Consider the following 19,256-nt stretch of genomic DNA (forward strand, 5'->3'; position numbering starts at 1 on the left):
CAGCCGCATGTCTCAATAATCTGATTTAAAGAAAATACCACTTAACAATCAATAAGTGAACGTGATGTTTACTTTATGCTAAATAGGATGATAATATGTAAAAAATTGTTATGTATATCATTGCGTTCCCCTGATTATTTGTAAGGGTGTTTTTATCTTATTTGTATTTAATCAATAAGTTAAATTGTATTTTCCGGGTTTGTTGCATTACAAACTCGTAACAAGGCAAAATAACTATTAAAGGATTATTACGCTTATGGCTGGAGACGCTTTGGCTAACGCTTTCAATCGGTGTTTTTTTACTCACATTGATAAGCTGGCCTACCGATTTTTAACAAAAAACCTGGACGTGCAGCAGAGCATCACATTTGGGGAGCTTGCCCAACGCGCTCAGGGGTTGGCCGCCCGTCTTCACCAACAAAAGCTGACGCATGAGCGAGTGTTGGTCATCGCCGAGCCAGGCATTGCGTTTATCGTGGCGCTGCTGGCCTGTTTCTTTGCGGGCGCTGTTGCTGTTCCCGTGCCCTTTCCCCACTCGCGGCGGGCAAAAGCGCGTTTTCATGCTGTCTGCTATGACGCCGCCCCCAAAGCTATGCTGGTTGACAGGTTCTCTCTGGAGGAGACACAGCAGCTTGTTACATTGCTAGGCGCCGGTTCCTCTCCTCCAGTGATTGAAATTGACAGCCCCGTCATTGATGCGCCCGATAACGGGCCTCCGCCTGATATCAAACCCATAGACCTGGCTTTTATTCAATACACGTCCGGCTCTACAGGCGATGCGAAAGGCGTGAACATCAGTCGGGAAAATCTTCTCAGTCAGTTTCAGCTTATTGCGCAACGTTTCGAACTTTCCAGCGAGTCAGTGCTTTTCAGTTGGCTTCCCCCTTACCACGATATGGGTTTGGTCGGTTGCTTATTGACTCCTTTGGTGATCGGTTACGAATGCAATTTTACCGCGCCGATTAATTTTATTAGCCAGCCGATGCTCTGGCTGCAAGGGATTAGCCGTTATAAAGCGACTATCAGCGGTGGCCCGAATTTTGCGTATGAGCTCTGCTTGGAAAAAAGTCAGCCGGAGCATATTGAGGCGTTGGATCTTTCCAACTGGAAGGTAGCGTTTAACGGTGCTGAGCCGTTACGCGCCGTAACTATGCGTAACTTTGCCGACGTTTTCGCACCGACAGGCTTTCGTTACTCTGCGTTTCTGACCTGCTATGGGCTGGCTGAAGCAACTCTGATGGTGTCGGCGGCTGAAGTCTCATCCGAGCCGGTAACCCTGCGCGTCAATAAAGCTTTTTTGCTCGCTCGTGGCGAGGTCGAGGCGACGCCTTATGGCGATCTGGAGCTGGTCTCCTCTGGCCTCATCGCGCAGCCGATCAAAATTATCTGCCCGCAAAGCGGACAGCCGAAGGAAGAAGGCCGCGTCGGAGAGGTATGGGTCACGGGATCAAGCGTTGCGCAGGGATACTGGTCGAAGGGGCAGGTGCTACAGCAACGATTTAATGGCAAGGTGCCTGACGATCCGGGGCGCTATTTCAAGACTGGCGATGCTGGATTTGTCCTGAACGAACAGCTGTTTATCACCGGTCGGTTGTCCGATCTAATCATTGTCAACGGTAAAAACTATCCCCCGCAATACATTGAATATACGGTCGAAAAATCCCATCACAGCCTTAAGCCCCAGGCATGTGCCGTAGTCCAGATCGACGTCGATGGGTGTGACGAAGTCATCATCGTGGCAGAAAGCCGTACCAGAGAAAGCGAACAGCTGCGTCAGGCGATATCGGCTATCCGTAAAGCGGTGGCCGCCGAGCATGGTATTCGCGTGTTTGATATTGCACTGGTGCGTTCCGGCACTCTGCTGCGGACGTCCAGTGGAAAAATAAGGCGTAAAGATGTTGGCGCGGCGTGGCGTCAGCAAGCGTTGCACCGCTTGCTTCAGGGCGGTGTTCCGCTTTCAGGCGGATCGGGCAGCGTCCCGCCTAGGGCTGGGCTTGAAACCAGCATCGCGCATATTGCGCAGCAAATACTGAAGCAGGAAAGCATTAACGCCGACGATTCGTTTTTTGAGCTAGGCGGCGATTCCATTGCCTCTATGCAGCTGGCGGCACGGCTGGAACAGGAATTCGGCGTAGAAATCAGGATGGAGTGGGTTTTAGATAACCCAACCGTAACCGGATTGGCGAACATTATCGCCGCTGAGTTGAGTAAGGGCGTTGATGACCATCAGTTAGAGCATTTGCTTGACCAACTGCATGAAATGTCAGAGGCGGAAATCGATCAACTACTGAAAAAAGTATAACTGCTCATGGCACATGACGACGTTCTTAAGGAAAAGATTCAATCGCTGTCAGCAGGACAGTTGAAAGTTTTGCGGCGGCTATTGGCGCAGCGGAAAATCGCGGCGTGCAAACCAGAATCGGCGTCGGGAGTGGAGCGTGCACTGTCCCCTGCCCAGCAGAGAATATGGTTTGTCGAGCAACAGTGCGGCGCGTCGGCGGCGTTTAATGAGGTGGTCAAAGTCACGATTCAGGGACCGCTGGATAAAACGGCGCTGGAGCGGGCTTTCCAGGCGCTGTATCAACGTTATCCCAGCCTGCGGGCGCGTTTTAAGCTTAGCGGCAACCGGGTGGTGTACGTTCCCGGAGAGCCGCTGGCACAGATCGCTCAGTCGACGCTGGCAGAAACGGGGAAGAGTCACGGGGAGGCGACAGACGACGATGTAGCGTGCTGGGTACGTCAGCAAGCCGCCAGGGTTATTGACATCGCTGACGAACCACCGCTGCGCGTTTCCTTGTTGAGTGATGATCATCGTCACTGGCTGGTTATCGCTTTCCACCATATCGTCTTTGATGCCTGGTCCGCGCATTTAATCGCTCGCGATCTCTCTCTCTATTATCGCTGCGCGCTGCGTGATAAATCCTGGTGCCTGTCGGAAACAGAAGTGCCGCCGGATACGCAACCAACTGTCGTTTCAGGCGAAAATGAGCAGCAGGCTTACCTGAACTATTGGCTTGAACAGCTACGCGATTTTGAGCGGCTGGATATCCCCACGGATCGGCAGGCTCGCGCTTCAATGATCCACCCCTCTGCTACCCTTGAAGCCGCTATTCCTGGCCGCACCATCAGGCGCCTGGATCAGATGGCGGAACGCTATCAGACGACAAGATTCACCATTTTGCTAAGCGCTTTTTATCTGCTTCTCAGCCGCTATACTGGCCAGCGCGACCTGATTATCGGTTCGTCGGTCGCTGACAGAAATAAGGCGGCCTTATTGACCGCCGTCGCACCCTTGATTAATACCTTGGTGCTAAGAGCCAGGTTGCCAAAAGAGGGTGATGTTAAGACGCTTATTACGCATGTGAAGCAGGTGCTAAAAGAGGCGCTGGAAAATCGCTCTCTCTCTTTTGAGAAACTAGTTAAACACCTTAACATTCCGCGTGAACAGCATCTTCATCCGCTTTTCCAGCACGCCTTCGTCCTGAACAGTACGCCGGAGCCGAAGCTTAGCTTTGACGGCACCTCAGCCGTGACTGAAATCGTGGAAAGTGGTCACTCTCTTTTTGAGTTGTTCTTCTTTATTCAGCAGACAGAAAGCGCCCTGAGCCTGAGAGCTCAGTACAGCACGGCGCTATTTGACGCGGCCACTATCGACAATATGGTGCAGAGCTGGCTGGTGGTTCTGGAAGCGCTGACTGCGGCGGATGATAGCGCTGTCGTGGCCCGCTTGCCGCTGCTGAATGCGCAGCAGCAGACGAAGCTGCTGGTGGATTTTAACCATACGGATGCTCCGCTCTCTGACGAGACTTTCCCCGACGTTTTGCTGCGCCGCGTGCGCCAGCGACCGCAGCATATTGCGGAACTCACTTACGCGGTGGATCTGGTACTGGAAACCGACGGGGAAAAAGTGGCCTTGACCGACTGGAAAACCTAAGTCGTACTGCTGAGTCACCTCAATATTACTACCGCGCCGGAGATCGACTGGCCGATGGTGCCAACAAAATAAAAATGTAATAAAAGGGGTTTTATCTGTTAGTGCTACTGTGTGCTCTCGTGTTGGTTCTGTCCAGTTTGTTGATCTGGAAACCGGTGTAGCTATCCTATTTGGTGATGGTATTTGGCGGATTTGATCGGGCGCGTTATGTCCATTTTTTCGCCATGTCCGGCATCGGCCTGTTCGTCATCGTGCTTGTGGTGATGGTGATAATGATTCCCTCGACCTTACTGCCAATGATCACTGGATCCAAAAGTTTAAAACCATTAACAGCATTTTTTTAGTTGCAGAGTATATTCTTTTTGATATCAAATTGCTGTGTCATATAGGCTACGGACTTGCCGCTTTCGAGCAGTAATGCTACGGTTCGACGCTTAAACTTCGGGGTATATTGTTGTCTTGCTATAGGGACCTCGCTTTCGTTGACTGATTTGAAAACAAGGTGGGTATTAAATCAAGGACAGATCAGTATCTGACAAGAAGGAAGTCCCCCCTGTGACCGGGTGGGCCACTGAATTAGCGAGCTTATTAATTCATAAAAGAAGACGAAATGAAGACCTTTTACCAATAAAGTACAGTGTGAGACTGTACTTTAGTCTATCTATCAATCATTGATAAAAAACTTTATTGTTCCTGCACAAGAATAAAGTGTTTTGAGTATAAAAAAACTGATCCCGTTTAAAGGATCAGGTGCCATTTTGGCCAACACCAGGGAAAATTTTTACCATTATTACGAATAGTTAATAATCTGTCAATTTTAGTCTCACTTTGTGATAAACGAGTGAGACTCTTCCTACAGCCCTGCCGTTTATAAATAAACTATATTGTTGTTATTTACCAGATAAAAATGCACATGCATTTAAACAACGATGGCCTTCAAAAAGAAAGAAATAACATAACACGCTAACGAATTTATTCAATTCAGTCTTGAGAAAGTAGAATGCTGGCATATTCAGGTTATCCAGTTTTCTTTTCTCTCTGGTATTTATTGGCTGATGTTAGTTAGGCGGAATCGTGTATTATGATACAATCGTAATCAGTATATTACGCTCATTTTCATAGAATAAAATATCCGAGTAACTTTCTAATAGGCATCCATTTTTGTCAGACAATTATCCTACAGTAGGATCTTATGGTATACTAGGACGATTGCGATATGTTTTTATCAAGGAGATAATTGGGTGTCTAATTCATTCTTTAATAATACGTCTATTAATATATCCATAAAAAACTATTTGGAAAAAAACTTAAAAGTATTTAACAATATCAAATACGCTTATGCCATAATGAATAAAAAGAATCCGAATGATTTCGCCATCATTTCCAACAGAATGAAATGGTTTGATTTTTATACTAAAAATAACCTTCAATTCATCGATCCCGTTCTGATCACGGCATCATGCTGTTTTACCCCCTTTTTATGGGATGAAAACATCATGATCAGCTCAGGATTAAAAATGCCCAAGATTTTTAATATGGCTAAAAACTATGATGTCATTAATGGGTATACCTTTGTACTTCACGACCATAATAACAACCTGGTTGTTCTGTCTATCATCATGGACAAGTCCTGCGATGATGATATAGAAAAGATAATAGTCGACAAGAAAAATGACCTGCAAATGTTGTTATTAACAACGCATGAAAAACTGATAACACTTTATCAAGAGATCAATGACACTCATCAATTTAATAAAAAAAACCAAAAAGAAATACTTTCCAAGCGTGAAAATGAAATACTTTACTGGGCAAGCATGGGGAAATCTTATCAAGAAATCGCCCTTATCTTGGGGATCAAACTCACCACAGTAAAATATCATGTGGGTAATGCTGTCAAAAAACTAGGTGTTACCAATGCCAAACATGCCATAAGGCTTGGGGTCGAGCTGAAACTGATCAGACCGATTCTCCCTGACACAGAATGATAATGGCCACGCGTTTAATGTGTTATTTAAGAGGGGTGATTTCTTGTTGATGTGTTTTATCAATAGATGCTGGTTATGCTCATCCACAGGCATATGGATCAGATAAATATTCTGATGCTTCTCTGAAAGCCCCTTTTCAACAACAGAAACTTGCCAACCGGAGCGTTGGAATATAATCAGCATCGGATGACTGACAATTGCGTAAATACCTTCATAGCCCAGACTTCTTGCATAATTAATCATCGATAAAAAAAGAAGTAAACTGATCGGGTGTTGTTGCAGGTGAAGGGCCCTAATACGCTCTTTATCAATAAACAAACGGCTGGCTTCAATATTATTACCTTCCGGTAAATGCAATTGAGTAAAATAGGGTTTGAATGTATCGATTATCATGTTAGGGAATCTTGTTTCTATAAACCGCAAACTGCAAATAATACTCCCTTCAAAAACACCAAAGATATACGTGGTGTTTTTATTATCATACACATCAAATTCCATGTTTTGCTCACAACTCACTCTCCAGTTAAGGCGATCTTTAAACGTTTTTTTTCTAAGCGAAAATAGCTCGGATGATCTCTTTTTGGATAATGAATCATAATCTAAATCAAAAAAGTCTATCATTATAGCGTTCCCATAATAAAAATATATTTCAACGTTGTCATAGGGCACGGCGAGTAATTGTATCAGAGCCTATGTGACAAGTAAATTTAAAACCCATGACAAGAATGTTTTCATAACGAGACTCATTTGAAATAAATAACTCCCATTCTTTATTCTTAGAGTAAATAATTAAAACCAGAGATGAAATTTGGAAAAGGAAGCAATACTTCATTAACAATTTTCATAGCGTTAACGTCATCGTTAATGATTAGATTTGCCCAGGGGCCCCCGTTACTGCGGACATTTCTAAAAAAAGGCACAAGGCAGAGCAGCGGCTTGCCAAACACCAGATGAAAACGAAAACGCTTCTTAAATCACTGGAAAACTGGCAGCGTGAAAGGTGAAAACTCTGTCCCTGGACTTAGCGCTGGCGAAGGCGTTCGTTTATGCGCTGAACCAGTGGGCAGCGCGGATTTACTATGCAGAAGATGGCCGGACAGCAGCAGATAATAACCTTGCGGAAAACGCTCTGCGGACGATCAGACTGGGATGAAAAAACTTCCATCCCCTGTTTCAGCATGGCGTAATTATTTTTGCATCATGCTAAAATTAAAAATTAATCAAAAATATGATTTTCTACGCAAAATCGGATTAATTCTTGATTTGACGTGACATTCAGTTTTCGCATTGCCGAGTTCTTTTGAATGCTGACTGTTTTGGCACTGCGATGCAGTTTTTCGGCAATTTGGGAAAGCGATTCGCCGGCAACATAATAGCGTAACACTTCGTATTCCCTGGGTGACAGGCTATTTACGCGTTCGCGCAGAAAAGTCTCACGCTCAGCACGCAGCATATCTTGTTGAAATGATGGTGGGTAGTATCTGGTGTTAGCGCGCACTGCGAGAAGCGCAGACAAAACTTCGCTCAGTGGGTCTTGTTTGAGTAAGACGCCCGAGACCCCCGTGTCGTAGAGTGCCGAGATGATCATCTGATTAGTAATCATGGTCAGCACCAGTATTTTGACCTCCGGGAACGTGCGTAAAAGATAAGCGATCAATTTTAGACCATCGGTATGGACCTCATCCTTCGGCATGTTGTAATAGGTAATAATGACGTCAGGCTTGTTCTGACGAACATGTTTGATTAACTCGGCGGATGTGGCAAAGGTGGCGTCGACGCACACATTAGGCACTTGATCCAGGAAGTCCTTCATTCCTGCCAGAACAACTTGGTGATCATCCAGCAGAACAACGTGTAGTATTTTTATTTCTTTTCTCATTATAGTGATTCTGTTTCGATACGAACGAGCAGGATATTAATGTCCTCTGCTATCGTAACCACCTCAGCTATACAGGCTTTATCCAGTCCGGATGCTTGCATTTGCAGTTCAAGCTGCTCCATCCGTGACGCCAGCTCCCGCTGCTGCGCCAGGACGAGGGCGCCACGCATACGGTGCAGGATCATTATGACCTCTTCCACATTTTTCTGGGAGACTCCAGATGCTAAAGCGTGCCAGTCATCCCACATATTTTGCAAAAAAAGCCGTCGATGCTTGTCAAGGACATTGGGTTCTTCCGGCTCAATCCCGTAAGCGTCGCTCAGGGGAGCAATTTGTCCGTATGGAAGATACAGGCGTAAAAGTGAAACCAGCTCACGTAATTCAATCGGTTTCACCAGCCAGGCGTTCATGCCTGCTTCAAGGCATCGTTGTTCTTCATCCCTCATGGCATTAGCAGTCACACCAATAATGGGCAGGCTGACGCCTTCTGACCTAAGTTTACGAGCCAGTTCATAACCGTTCATATAAGGCATGTTTACATCGGTTAACACTATGTCATGCGGGCCAATATCCCACAGCGCTAACGCTTCTTCGCCATCTTCTGCAAGCGTGACTTCGCACCCCAGTCTTTCCAGTTGTTCCTGTAGCGTAATCCGGTTCAGCAGATTATCTTCCGCCACCAAAATTCGCAGATGAAAACGCGGTAACTCTGATTCATCGGCGGGAACATGTGTTTGGTCGCGCAACAGGTGGTCAATCCCAAATCCGATACTGCTGATACTGTATGCATCTATACCTGATGTCCCGGTATCACCGGATAAAGAGAGCGGCAGGTAGTGTCCCTGCCAGTCGACAGTCAGGTGATGTGGTCTGCGTATGACATCCAGCATCACTGCAGACGAATCAGCTGTTTCTGGTATCTCATCTACTGCCATCGCTTTCGCGCCCCAGTGGGTTAACCAGGCACAGATATTTTCTGTTAGCTCCGGGTGAGGCGTGCGTACCCAGACTCTTGCCTGATTAAGTTCAGGTTTGACTGAATCCTCTTCAGGCGCAGTTTCGAGCTCTAACTCGAAGAAAAACTTACTGCCCATCATGGATTCGCTTCTGATCTGAATTGTGGTGTTCATCAACTCGGCCAGGCGTGCACAGATAGAGAGCCCCAGGCCGGCCCCTCCTGAAATATTGTGCTCAGTGTCAGCAAGGTAGAACGGTGTAAAGAGTTTTTCCTGACGGGGCTTACTGATGCCCACGCCGCTGTCGCATACTTCCATTAACATACGTGTGCCTGAAGGTGCGCTGTTCACCTGGCTCAGGCGTACAATGACAAACCCTGTCTCAGTAAATTTGATGGCATTGCTGATAAGGTTACTCAGGATCTGGCGCAGCCGTGTCGGGTCACCTTTGACCTTCGCGGGAATATTTGTCGCTATGACTGAAAAAAGCAGCAGCCCTTTACGGGAAGCCATTCCCGCATACGTTCCCGTGCAGCGTTGTACTAACTCGCATGGGTTGAATGCACTCTGTTCCAGCTGGAGCTGCCCGGCCTCAATCTTACTGATGTCCAGAATATCGCTGATAATCTGCAATAGTATCTGCGAGGCATCCTCAATGCGATCCACATACTGACGTTGCTGATGGTTCAGTTGCGTCAGAGAAAGCAGTTCCAGCGTACCGAGCACACCATAAAGCGGTGTGCGGATTTCGTGACTCATGGTGGCCAGAAATGTGGATTTTGCTTCATTAGCTTCATCCGCCGCTTTCCTGGCTCGGGTCAGGTTGCGTTCCATTTCCGCATGCGAACTTACATCCGCAAATGCACAGAGGGTGACATCCTGTTGCATATAGCGTGTGGGGGCATAAGCAACATAAAGTGTTCGTTCACTGGAAATAGCAAGTCGTTCAATCGAACCATCCTGAACCGCGTGCTGAACTTGGCTGAGCAAGGTCGACATCGCTTCCGTATTTTGTAGCGGTTCTCCCTGCGTTGCACTCAGCCAGTCCAGTGCCAGAGTATTCGCAAAGACCAGACGACCATTGTCTCGGGCAATGAGGCACAGAGCCACAGGGGCGGTCTGGATTAGCGTTCGGTTGAAGGCATCGCTTTCCAGTATTTCTCGTTGAGCCTCCTGCGCGGGCAGTATCACGCGGCGGTTATACCAGCGCATATAGAACACATATCCCAGCGTGCTGAGTAATAACATCAACAGCGTACCTAACGGTAACCAGAGGTTATCTCTGAAAAAACTGGAATAGTTCATCCGATAGATACCTGTCCAGCTTTCCGTCTGATCGGTCACCTTTAGCACCAACCCATGAAGGGTATAATGCAACCCCGTGCGTGAAAGCTGTGGTAGTTCACCGTTGCCTATTAACAGGCCGTGCCCTTTATGGGATAGCCAGGTATTGTCCTGGTGTTGTAACCAGAACAAATGCTTAGGTGCTGGATTCACGGTCCGCTCCAGCACGCCGATCCGCGAGCGATTCAGCAGCGTCGCGGCATAGATACAAGCGGGATGATGGGATGAATTGCTCCAGACGCCGGAAGGAAAACCCGCCTGAATAAGACCAATAATTCCCTCGGGAAGCGACGGGGATCTAAACCAGACAATATCATCTGTACTGTCTGTATTCTGACAGCCCTGATGGGGAGTGCTTCGCAGCCTTTGACGTACCGCAACGGTAACGGCGCGATATGTCTGCACGTTAATCGGCTCGTAACCCGCATTGGCATTCACGGCAGGAACACCAATACTGACGCTGTCACTTTCATTAACAAAGAAAACAGCGGCTGCTGGAAAATAGGAAGAGGCCCAGAAAGAGGAGTAGAAATCGGACAGGTAGCTACCTATGGCAAAGAGCGAGCCTGGCACATTAGGACAGTCTCTCTGCCCCTGGCAGGCCAGAGAAAATGGCATGTCTACGGCTGATTCCCGGCCTTCGAACAACCGGCTGTTCCAGTCCGCCGGGGATGATACTTCATGAAAACTGGCAACCCGCAGGAAGGGCAGGGTTGCCAGTTGTTCGTTTTGTTTTTGCAACTGGCGTAAGAACGTTTCCTGCTCGTTGATGTAGCCAAGCAGCGTCGAAAAATCCAACGTAAAACGACGTTGCTCCTGTTCAATGGCACGCTGAGTACCCCAATACATGCCGACAGCCAGCAGTATCACTATAGGAATTAAGGCAAAAAAAACCCAATGTTGCCTACGCGAGCTGTGCGTGATTTTACTGAATGGGGTCACCTGCATAGCCAATATTAACCTATTAAGCGAACGAAGATAACGAATACAAATCACTGCTTTCAGAGATCAGCAGTAGCCCAAAATCCTCCGCGCTAATGGCCGCAGAGATCAAAAATCCCTGAGCACAGTCACACCCGATACCGCGAAGAAACTGCAAATCGCGTGTGGTTTCAACGCCTTCTGCGGTGACGGTCAGGCCCAGTTGTTTGCCCAGTAGTACCGACGTGATCAACGCTGTTTTTCGGATCTCATCATCAGCAACCCCCTTCACAAACGACTTATCGATCTTCAGTTCAGTAAGTGGGGTGGAGATCAGGCTATGCATCGAGCTGTAGTCACGTCCGAAATCATCCTGTGCCAGGCCGAACCCTTTTAAACGCAACCTGCTGGTCCCCATATAATAATTTACAGGCTGAGAAATTGCCTCATCTTCCAGCAGTTCAAAGCATACATTCTTTGGCTCAACCTCACGGGCGGCAACCTGCTGAAACAACTCCTCGGAAAGTTGTGGATCGTTAAGCAACGGAACGGGAAGATTGACAGATACCTGCACAGTGTATCCACTGTGTTGCCACAGCAAATGTGCATCAAGCGCATCATTCAACATTCTGAATAAAAGCGTTTTCTGGAGCGTATAGCGGCGTATCGCGTCGAGAAACGAGCCTGCCATCATGAAGCCATACTCCGGATGATCCCAGCGGGTCAGGGCTTCAGCACCAACAATTTTGCCATTGCCTAAATCAATTTTTGGCTGGAACCAGGCCTTTATCTCCCCCATCTTAAGGCCATTCTCAACCATATGCTGATCGAATATGCGTTGAGTACTTATATCACCACGGTTTTTTGTCGGGATTTCACCTACCGTGGACCTGATCTGCTGCAGGAGGAGTCGCAGTGCTTCATCACTGAAAGGTTTCTGGAAGGTACCAATAACGGCCAGGCCATACTCTTTGGCTACCAGACTGACGCTGTTCATCAAGCTTCGTGAATGCGAGCTGACCAACATCAGCATTGTATTCATTTGCCGTTTACTGATTTCGCTAATAAACTGAAGGCCATCCATTCCAGGCATACTCATATCAATGATTGCCAGATGGAAATGGTGATTTTCCAGCAGGGACAGGGCCCCGGATGCATCGCTGGCAATGTGGACATCAAAGAGGCCAGTTGCATGTAACATCCTATGGATGTGTATTATGTTATGCGGTTGCTCATCCAGAACCAGTACTTTGTAATTCGACAGCATAACGTCAGCTCCTGCTTTTGTTCATTGTGCGCAACAACGCACGCAACTGTGATAGCGACAGAGGCTTACGCAACTGGTAGTCCATCCCTGCCGCGTATCCCCTTTCTTTTTCTTCCTTCTGGCAGGTGTTACCAGTTAGGCCGATTATCTGCCCTGCATATCCCTTTTTCCGGAGCCTGCGGGCGACTTCATATCCGTCCAGATCAGGCATGCGCAAATCTGTTATCACGGCGTTAAATGTTGAAATATCAGAAAAATCAATGGCTTCATGACCATTACTGGCCAGGGCGACAGTGCACCCGAGCAGCTCGAGCTGCTCGCGTAAGATAATGTGACTTATCGGGCTGTCATCAACGATCAGCAAACGTAAACCAAACTTTTCTGCAACGAACGGGGTTGTTACCGGTGCCTCGGGAATCATGCTGTGCTGCATTGACTGCACTATGCGTCCTATTGCGGTCACGCTGTAAGCCCCAGTAATAATGGTGTCATGTTCACTTTTGCGTTCATGGACTAACGTTGGCGGCAGCGCGATAATCCGCTTACCCCGCCAGTTTGATGTATGAACAGGTGGTGGCCAGGCCTGAATCAGTATTCCTCTTGCGCAATCGCTGGCTGTCACGTTGCGAAAAGGTAGTGCCTGAGCCCCCCAGTCGCGTAACCATTCGCAAAGGTTGTAGACGATTTCAGGCACTGCACCATCGACGTAAACAGGCTTTGGCAGTAGATTAGGTAATGGCGGTATGTTGTTGTCATTCGCCAGGGGCAATGTCACCTCAAAGGTAAAACGGCTGCCCAGGTTATGTTCACTGATTGCCCACAGCCTACCCTGCATAAGCTGAGCCAGGCGCGAGCAAATAGACAACCCCAGACCGGAACCAGACTCTTGTCCGGAGAGTTTGTTTGCCGGGCGAAAATAGGGATCAAACAACCGGGGCAAATGCTCGGATGAAATACCTATACCACTATCCACCACCTGAAAGACCATACTGACATTGTCGCCAACGTGCTGTGAGACATAAACCCTCAACACTACATGGCCTGATAGTGTAAATTTGATCGCGTTATTAATAAGGTTATCCAGTACCTGGCGTATCCGGGTAGCATCACCTGTCAGCAGATACGGGACGCTGGTATCAGAGATAGCGTAGATCTGCAGACCTTTGTTCTCGGCTTTTGCCGCATACGTTTCAACTACCAACTCAGCAAGTTCCATGGGCGAGAAGGGCGTACTTTCCAGCGTTAACTGACCGGCCTCAATACTGGACAGATCCAGACTATCGTTAACAATGCGCAGCAAGCTCGATGATGAATGCAACAGCGTTTTCATATACTCGCGCTGTTGCCCGCTTAATCCACTGAGTGTGAACAACTCAAGCGTTCCCAGGATTCCATAGAGCGGTGTACGTATTTCGTGACTCATTGTTGTGAGAAAAAGGGTTTTCGCCTGGTTTGCCGATTCTGCCGCACTTTTGGCTTCGACCAGAGAGCGTTCGGTATCTTTTAACCGTGAAATATCACTGAGCACACACAGAATGGCATCCTCTCCTCCCCAGAATGTCGGCGTACAACTCAGTTGAATTGTGCGTCCATCTTGCAGAATAATTTCGTGAGTGATGGATGGTTCATTATTCTCTGAGATGCGGGTAAACCACGACTGGTCGCTTTCTATCCACACTTGCGTCAACTCGTTGAAAAACAGAAGTTCTGCGTCTCTGTAACGCACCAGAGCTAAACCTACCGGGGCTGTCGCTATCAGTTTTCGATTCAGCGCTTCGCTATCGATTAGTGCGGAATACTGGCTAAGTGCCGGTTGTAAAACTCGCCGTGACAGATACCCGATACTCAACATGACAAATATCATGAGCATTGAAGCCATTAATCCTACGGCCTGGAAAACAGGCAGATTCGTTTTAATTAACTGAGAAACGGGCACGGAGTAGGCCAGGCTCCAACCACCGTGACCTACTGATTTACGTAATATCAGATACTCCGGAAACCATCGTCCACCGGCTACACCGAATGTATCGGCAATGGACCTTCCAACCCAATACACATTCTGACCGGGTATATGGTTTCCATGTAAAGCCAGCAACCCTTGCGGATCAATGAGGTCGTATTTGCCACCCTGTAGCGGTGAAAAGTCGATGCTGGAAGTAATACCGCTAAAAGTGAGCCCCAACCAACCTGACGTTGGGTCTGTGACATCCACCGGTGTATAAAGGTAAAGCCGGTCATCTTCATCCCCGGTGGGATTAAACCAGGCGATAGGTAGCGCACCATTATTCCCCGTCAGCCATTTCTGATCTGACAGAAACGACACTATTTCGCGTTCGCTTTCCGGCGTTATTCTGAGCATGTCACTTTGTGACGATAATACCGTAGTCGTTTTGCCAGTCTTAGCCGACGTGTAAATAAGCTGGGTTTTACTTCGTGCAAATTCAACCTGGTCTTTGTAGGTCAACATTACACCATGGTTTTTTGGACTTCCGCTACCACTTAGCGGGTGAACGGTAACTTCTGGAAATGTAATGGAGTCTTGCACTTTTTCAGCCTGAAATCCTTTCGGTAAAAGTACTACAGCTGTCGCCATTGATTGCAACATGGACTCGCGTTTATTAAAGAAATACTGTGCGCTATAAGCAGCGGAATTCATCTGACGTCGATAGTCTGAGACCGTATTGTTGACGGTGTAATAAAGATAAAAAATAGACGCGACAGCTATGCAAAACAGTAGCGCCATCGCAAATAAATACAGCAGTGTCTTTGGCAGACGTGGGGCCTGATGTGATGAGTATAAGAGAGTATCATATTTAATCTTTGACATTTCACCATAATATAAATGACGGAAAGAGTTTTATATAAGGAAATCCTTATTCTTTTTATTTAAATGTAAAGATTGTTAAGGATGTCTGAATGGAAATATAAAAATAAGTTTTTAAGGTATTCCTTATATATTCCTAAACCAAATTTCGCATAATACACCTCGCGAACGGATAGCAATGAGCACCTGCTATCAATCATATCGGACTCATCAGCCTTAAATCTACACACAGGTAGGACTGACCACGTCATTATATGTAACGCGTCGCAGCCATTTTATATCGGTTAATTTATGTAACCAATCGCTTATTAATTTTTTATCCAAGGAAATGTCATGAAGAAAGTTTTATTAATCGCCACGATCGCGGCATTGTTTTCGACACAATATGCCAGTGCAGCTGACGGAACGATTTATTTTAACGGGAGCATTACAGATACAGCGTGTACCGTAGATGCTTCTTCTGATAATCAGACCGTGGTTATGGGAACAGTGTCAACTACTGCGTTTCATGGCGCTGGGTCAACTTCATCACCAACCCGCTTTACTATTTCACTGACTACTTGTCCGGAATCAGCCAGTACCGCAAAAGTGCGTTTTGATGGCCCAACCGCACCGGGTAACCCCTCGATTCTACGCCTTACGAATGACGCGCAGGCAGCAACGGGTGTTGGGGTGGCTATCTATGAAGATGACAGCAGCACACTGATCCCGGTTAGCACAGCATCAGCCGCGAAAACGCTGTCATCTACTGGCGTAAATGAATTGGCATACGTCGCAAAATACATGGCTACGGGGGATAACATTACCGCTGGCGATGCCGACGCAACAGCATCCTTCACTATCACATATCCGTAATATCGAAATATCACAGGGCTGGTGGTGGCCCTGTTTTGCTAAACACAGGATTTACAAATGTTCCGGTTTTCCCGAAATACGCTTTTATCATTTCTATTTTTATTACCAATGTTTGTTTCTGCCGGTGTGGAGATCGGTGGTACTCGCGTTATTTATGCTGGTGACAGCAAGCAGACGTCCATTAGTGTCAGTAACCCTGACGACAGACCTTTTCTTATTCAATCATGGGTGAATAAGAAAGAGAGCGGAGATGATAATGATGAAACGTTTGTGACAACTCCCCCTCTCTTTCGCCTGGAGCCTCATACACAAAATTCAGTGCGGGTGGTTTTAAGTCATAACCAACTTCCTCAGGATAAAGAGTCGGTTTACTGGCTGAATATTAAAAGTATTCCTGCCAAGAACAGTAATGTCAGCAATGAACTGCTTATTGCAGTGAAAACCAAGATGAAACTCATTTACCGACCGGCTGGTCTGAATGGGGATCCAGCAACGGCATGGAAAAAACTGATATTTTCCCGAAAGAATGGCGTGCTTGTTGTTTCTAATCCAACACCTTACAGCGTTTCATTTTACGATATAAAAGTGAACGGTAAAGAAATAAAAAACACACCTATGGTATTGCCGGGACAGGAAATATCGCTGAGCCAGAACGCTACGCCGGGAAATAAAATTCGGTGGAGTGCAATAAATGACTTTGGCGGTGTAACTGCTGAGCATGAAGTCACATTATAATAATTTAAAAGATATTCCTATGAGACAATTTAATTATAATGAAAAACTTCTGAAACCAGAGCATGTCCTGTCTGTTGCAGCGATTTTACTTAATCTCTATGCAGCCAATGCTAGCGCGGAAGATTATTTTTCCCCGGATGCGATTGAGATCCGTGGTAATACGTCTCAGAGAATCGATCTTTCACAATTCAGCCGCGCAGGGGGGCAGGCTCCGGGTGTTTATGCTGTATCCGTTTACCTTAACGGAAGCTATGTCGCTGAACGTGATATTACGTTTATATTACAGAATGAGAAACTGACGCCAGCGATAACAGCCGGGGATCTGCTGCAGTGGGGGGTTGCTAAGCATGCGACACCCGCATTTATGCAGGCTGATATGAACAGTAATATCACCGGGATTGAGCAGCTATTACCTGAAAGCTACACTGATTTTGATTTTCCTCAGCGACGGCTCAACATTACTGTCCCACAACAATATGTGGCCAGCAACCCACAGGGATATGTTCCTGAAACGGAATGGGATGATGGTTTGAATATGCTGTTTCTCAATTACAGCTATTCAGGCGCTACGACACGCAATACTAACACGTCGGCAACAGCCAACAGTGATTATTTTAACCTGAGATCTGGCGCTAACTTAGGGGCCTGGCGTCTGCGCAATTACAGTGCTTACAGCAGCAGCCATGGCGGTAGTCAGTGGGACAATATCAGTACCTCTTTGCAGCGGGATATCAAAATGCTGAAAAGTCAGTTTGTGATGGGGGAAGGACAAACGCAGTCGAATGTCTTCGACAGCTTTACCTTTCGCGGTCTGCAACTCTATTCCGATGATAATATGCTGCCAGAGAGCCAGCGTGGGTTTGCGCCGATTGTCAGGGGAATAGCACGTAGCAATGCGCAGGTCACCATACGTCAGAGCGGGAGCACTATCTGGCAGTCATATGTACCACCCGGCCCCTTTGCGATTGATGATTTATATCCTACTTCCTCATCCGGGGAACTGGAGATCATCATTCGCGAGTCGGATGGAACAGAACGACGATCGATGCAGCCATTTTCTGCTGTGCCTGTGATGCAGCGTGAAGGGCGCTTTAAATATGCACTGGCGGCCGGAAAATATCATTCAGGCGATAATGCTGGCAAAGAACCATCTTTTATTCAGGGAACGGGCATATATGGCCTGCCGTGGACCACAACGGTTTATGGCGGCGGCATTTTCTCTGATAACTATGCCTCTGTGGCTTTAGGGGTAGGAAAAGGCCTTGGGGACTTAGGATCGGTATCGCTGGATGGAACACTCTCTCGCAGCCAGTTTGCCTATGATACGGACACAGGTGGTTCCTTCCGTTTCCAGTATTCGAAAGATCTGGTCACCAGCGGCACGACGTTTACCATCCTTGGCTATCGCTACTCGACTCCAGGTTACCATGATTTTAACGAGGCCAATGGTGATTTCTATGACAGCATGCCAGCGGATTATCAGACTAAAGACGAACAGCGAGCGTATAAAAACTGGCGTGATACCCATACTAGGCGTAGCCGAACACAGGCTAACATCAATCAGAGTCTGGGAGATTATGGCAACCTGTATCTGTCAGCCTATGAGCAGCATTACTGGGGTGGCGATAAAGACCGGACAATTAATATGGGTTATAGCAGCAATTATAACGGGATCAATTATGCCCTGAACTATGGCTATTCGCAGGCATCACGTTTTAACAGCAGTGACCAGACGTTCTCGCTGTCCGTACAAATTCCGCTGAGCAGGTTCTTGTCTGACAGTTGGTTAAGTATGTCAGGTACCAGTAATAAACGGGGGGATACGACGATGATGACTGGTCTGTCGGGAACGGCTCTCGCCGGTAAGAACCTCTCATGGAGCGCGCAGCAAGGTTACAACAGCCAGCATGCGGATACTATGGGTAACGTTGCCATGAATTACAAGGGGCGAACGGGGGAATATCAGGCAGGTTATAACTATTCGCAGCAGAGCCAGCAGTTCACGTATGGCGCACAGGGGGGCATTGTTCTCCATCCTTATGGACTGACATTAACGCAACCATTAGGCGAGACAACGGCGCTGGTACGGGCTGAAGATGCCGCTGACCTGAAACTACTCAATAACACTGGGGTATACACCAACAACCAGGGTTACGCCGTCGTGCCTTATGTCAGCCCTTATCAGCGAACCCGATTAACGCTGGATACCGCGTCGTTGGGAGAGGACATCGACGTACTGGGCGATACGCGCACCATCGTGCCGACAAATGGCGCGCTGGCGCTGGCGGACTTCCCGACGGCATCCGGGAAAAAGGCGATGTTTACCCTGCAGGGCGCCAGTATCCCCTTTGGTGCCGCGGCCAGCGTACAGAATGAAAAGCGTACGGTGGCAGGTATTGTGGATGAACAGAGGCGAGTCTGGCTGACAGGTGTGCCTGAGCAGGGAACGGTTCAGGTGAAATGGCAAGGCGGGCAATGCAGCGCCCCTTACCGGTTAACAGCAAATTCGGCATCTGTCCCTGGTGTGACGGTTGTCTGTCAATGACAGGAGATATT

The 19,256-nt window shown here is 47.5% G+C and carries 11 protein-coding genes and 2 pseudogenes; 8 read left to right on the forward strand and 5 right to left on the reverse strand.

Going from position 1 to position 19,256, the window contains the following annotated elements:
- Positions 1–256: 256 nt before the first annotated feature.
- The 4 genes and pseudogenes from PCO85_05105 (at position 257) to PCO85_05120 (ending at position 5,919) form a co-directional block, all read left to right on the forward strand.
- Complete coding sequence (locus PCO85_05105) at positions 257–2,302, forward strand: AMP-binding protein (protein ID WJV54814.1); 2,046 nt, start codon at positions 257–259, stop codon at positions 2,300–2,302.
- A gap of 6 nt (positions 2,303–2,308) precedes the next feature.
- On the forward strand, positions 2,309–3,934 hold the full coding sequence (locus PCO85_05110) for a condensation domain-containing protein (protein ID WJV54815.1): 1,626 nt from the start codon (positions 2,309–2,311) through the stop codon (positions 3,932–3,934).
- Between the two features lie 92 nt (positions 3,935–4,026).
- A pseudogene (locus PCO85_05115) lies at positions 4,027–4,278 on the forward strand (cytochrome b/b6 domain-containing protein).
- A gap of 897 nt (positions 4,279–5,175) precedes the next feature.
- Positions 5,176–5,919, forward strand: a complete 744-nt coding sequence (locus PCO85_05120; GenBank protein WJV54816.1) for a LuxR family transcriptional regulator — start codon at positions 5,176–5,178, stop codon at positions 5,917–5,919.
- Here the strand turns inward: PCO85_05120 and PCO85_05125 are convergent.
- Positions 5,836–6,540 (reverse strand): acyl-homoserine-lactone synthase, encoded by a 705-nt coding sequence (locus PCO85_05125; GenBank protein ID WJV54817.1) that lies wholly within the window; start codon positions 6,538–6,540, stop codon positions 5,836–5,838. The two genes, PCO85_05120 and PCO85_05125, sit on opposite strands and share 84 nt — an antisense overlap.
- A gap of 302 nt (positions 6,541–6,842) precedes the next feature.
- Here PCO85_05125 and PCO85_05130 point away from each other — a divergent pair.
- A pseudogene (locus PCO85_05130) lies at positions 6,843–7,069 on the forward strand (transposase).
- 66 nt (positions 7,070–7,135) lie between these two features.
- On the opposite strand, the gene PCO85_05135 reads toward PCO85_05130, so the two are convergent.
- From PCO85_05135 to PCO85_05150, 4 genes are all read right to left on the reverse strand, one after another.
- The gene (locus tag PCO85_05135) at positions 7,136–7,798 is read right to left on the reverse strand and encodes a response regulator transcription factor (protein ID WJV54818.1); all 663 of its coding nucleotides are present in this window, start codon (positions 7,796–7,798) and stop codon (positions 7,136–7,138) included.
- Positions 7,798–10,947, reverse strand: coding sequence for a response regulator (locus tag PCO85_05140; GenBank protein ID WJV54819.1), 3,150 nt, complete (start codon positions 10,945–10,947; stop codon positions 7,798–7,800). Before PCO85_05140 ends, PCO85_05135 begins: the two co-directional genes overlap by 1 nt.
- A gap of 115 nt (positions 10,948–11,062) precedes the next feature.
- A complete protein-coding gene (locus PCO85_05145) occupies positions 11,063–12,286 on the reverse strand; it encodes an EAL domain-containing response regulator (GenBank protein WJV54820.1) in 1,224 nt (407 codons plus the stop codon).
- A 4-nt stretch (positions 12,287–12,290) separates the two neighbouring features.
- On the reverse strand, positions 12,291–15,113 hold the full coding sequence (locus PCO85_05150) for an ATP-binding protein (GenBank protein WJV54821.1): 2,823 nt from the start codon (positions 15,111–15,113) through the stop codon (positions 12,291–12,293).
- Positions 15,114–15,443: 330 nt separating this feature from the next.
- On the opposite strand from PCO85_05150, the gene PCO85_05155 reads away from it, so the two are divergent.
- The 3 genes from PCO85_05155 to PCO85_05165 are packed head-to-tail and all read left to right on the forward strand — an operon-like array spanning position 15,444 to position 19,245.
- Positions 15,444–15,965 (forward strand): fimbrial protein, encoded by a 522-nt coding sequence (locus PCO85_05155; protein WJV54822.1) that lies wholly within the window; start codon positions 15,444–15,446, stop codon positions 15,963–15,965.
- Positions 15,966–16,022: 57 nt separating this feature from the next.
- Entirely contained in the window at positions 16,023–16,700 is a 678-nt protein-coding gene (locus tag PCO85_05160) for a molecular chaperone (GenBank protein ID WJV54823.1), read from the forward strand.
- A 19-nt stretch (positions 16,701–16,719) separates the two neighbouring features.
- Positions 16,720–19,245, forward strand: coding sequence for a fimbria/pilus outer membrane usher protein (locus tag PCO85_05165; protein WJV54824.1), 2,526 nt, complete (start codon positions 16,720–16,722; stop codon positions 19,243–19,245).
- Positions 19,246–19,256: the final 11 nt, after the last annotated feature.

Source organism: Prodigiosinella aquatilis (assembly GCA_030388725.1).
GTDB lineage: Bacteria > Pseudomonadota > Gammaproteobacteria > Enterobacterales > Enterobacteriaceae > Prodigiosinella > Prodigiosinella aquatilis.

Excerpts from the sequence above, each read along its gene's own strand:
- PCO85_05105 (WJV54814.1), top strand. The coding sequence starts at position 257 with ATGGCTGGAGACGCTTTGGCTAACGCTTTCAATCGGTGTTTTTTTACT.
- PCO85_05150 (WJV54821.1), bottom strand. The coding sequence starts at position 15,113 with ATGTCAAAGATTAAATATGATACTCTCTTATACTCATCACATCAGGCC.
- PCO85_05125 (WJV54817.1), bottom strand. The coding sequence starts at position 6,540 with ATGATAGACTTTTTTGATTTAGATTATGATTCATTATCCAAAAAGAGA.
- PCO85_05110 (WJV54815.1), top strand. The coding sequence starts at position 2,309 with ATGGCACATGACGACGTTCTTAAGGAAAAGATTCAATCGCTGTCAGCA.
- PCO85_05165 (WJV54824.1), top strand. The coding sequence starts at position 16,720 with ATGAGACAATTTAATTATAATGAAAAACTTCTGAAACCAGAGCATGTC.
- PCO85_05160 (WJV54823.1), top strand. The coding sequence starts at position 16,023 with ATGTTCCGGTTTTCCCGAAATACGCTTTTATCATTTCTATTTTTATTA.
- PCO85_05155 (WJV54822.1), top strand. The coding sequence starts at position 15,444 with ATGAAGAAAGTTTTATTAATCGCCACGATCGCGGCATTGTTTTCGACA.
- PCO85_05145 (WJV54820.1), bottom strand. The coding sequence starts at position 12,286 with ATGCTGTCGAATTACAAAGTACTGGTTCTGGATGAGCAACCGCATAAC.
- PCO85_05140 (WJV54819.1), bottom strand. The coding sequence starts at position 10,947 with ATGTATTGGGGTACTCAGCGTGCCATTGAACAGGAGCAACGTCGTTTT.
- PCO85_05135 (WJV54818.1), bottom strand. The coding sequence starts at position 7,798 with ATGAGAAAAGAAATAAAAATACTACACGTTGTTCTGCTGGATGATCAC.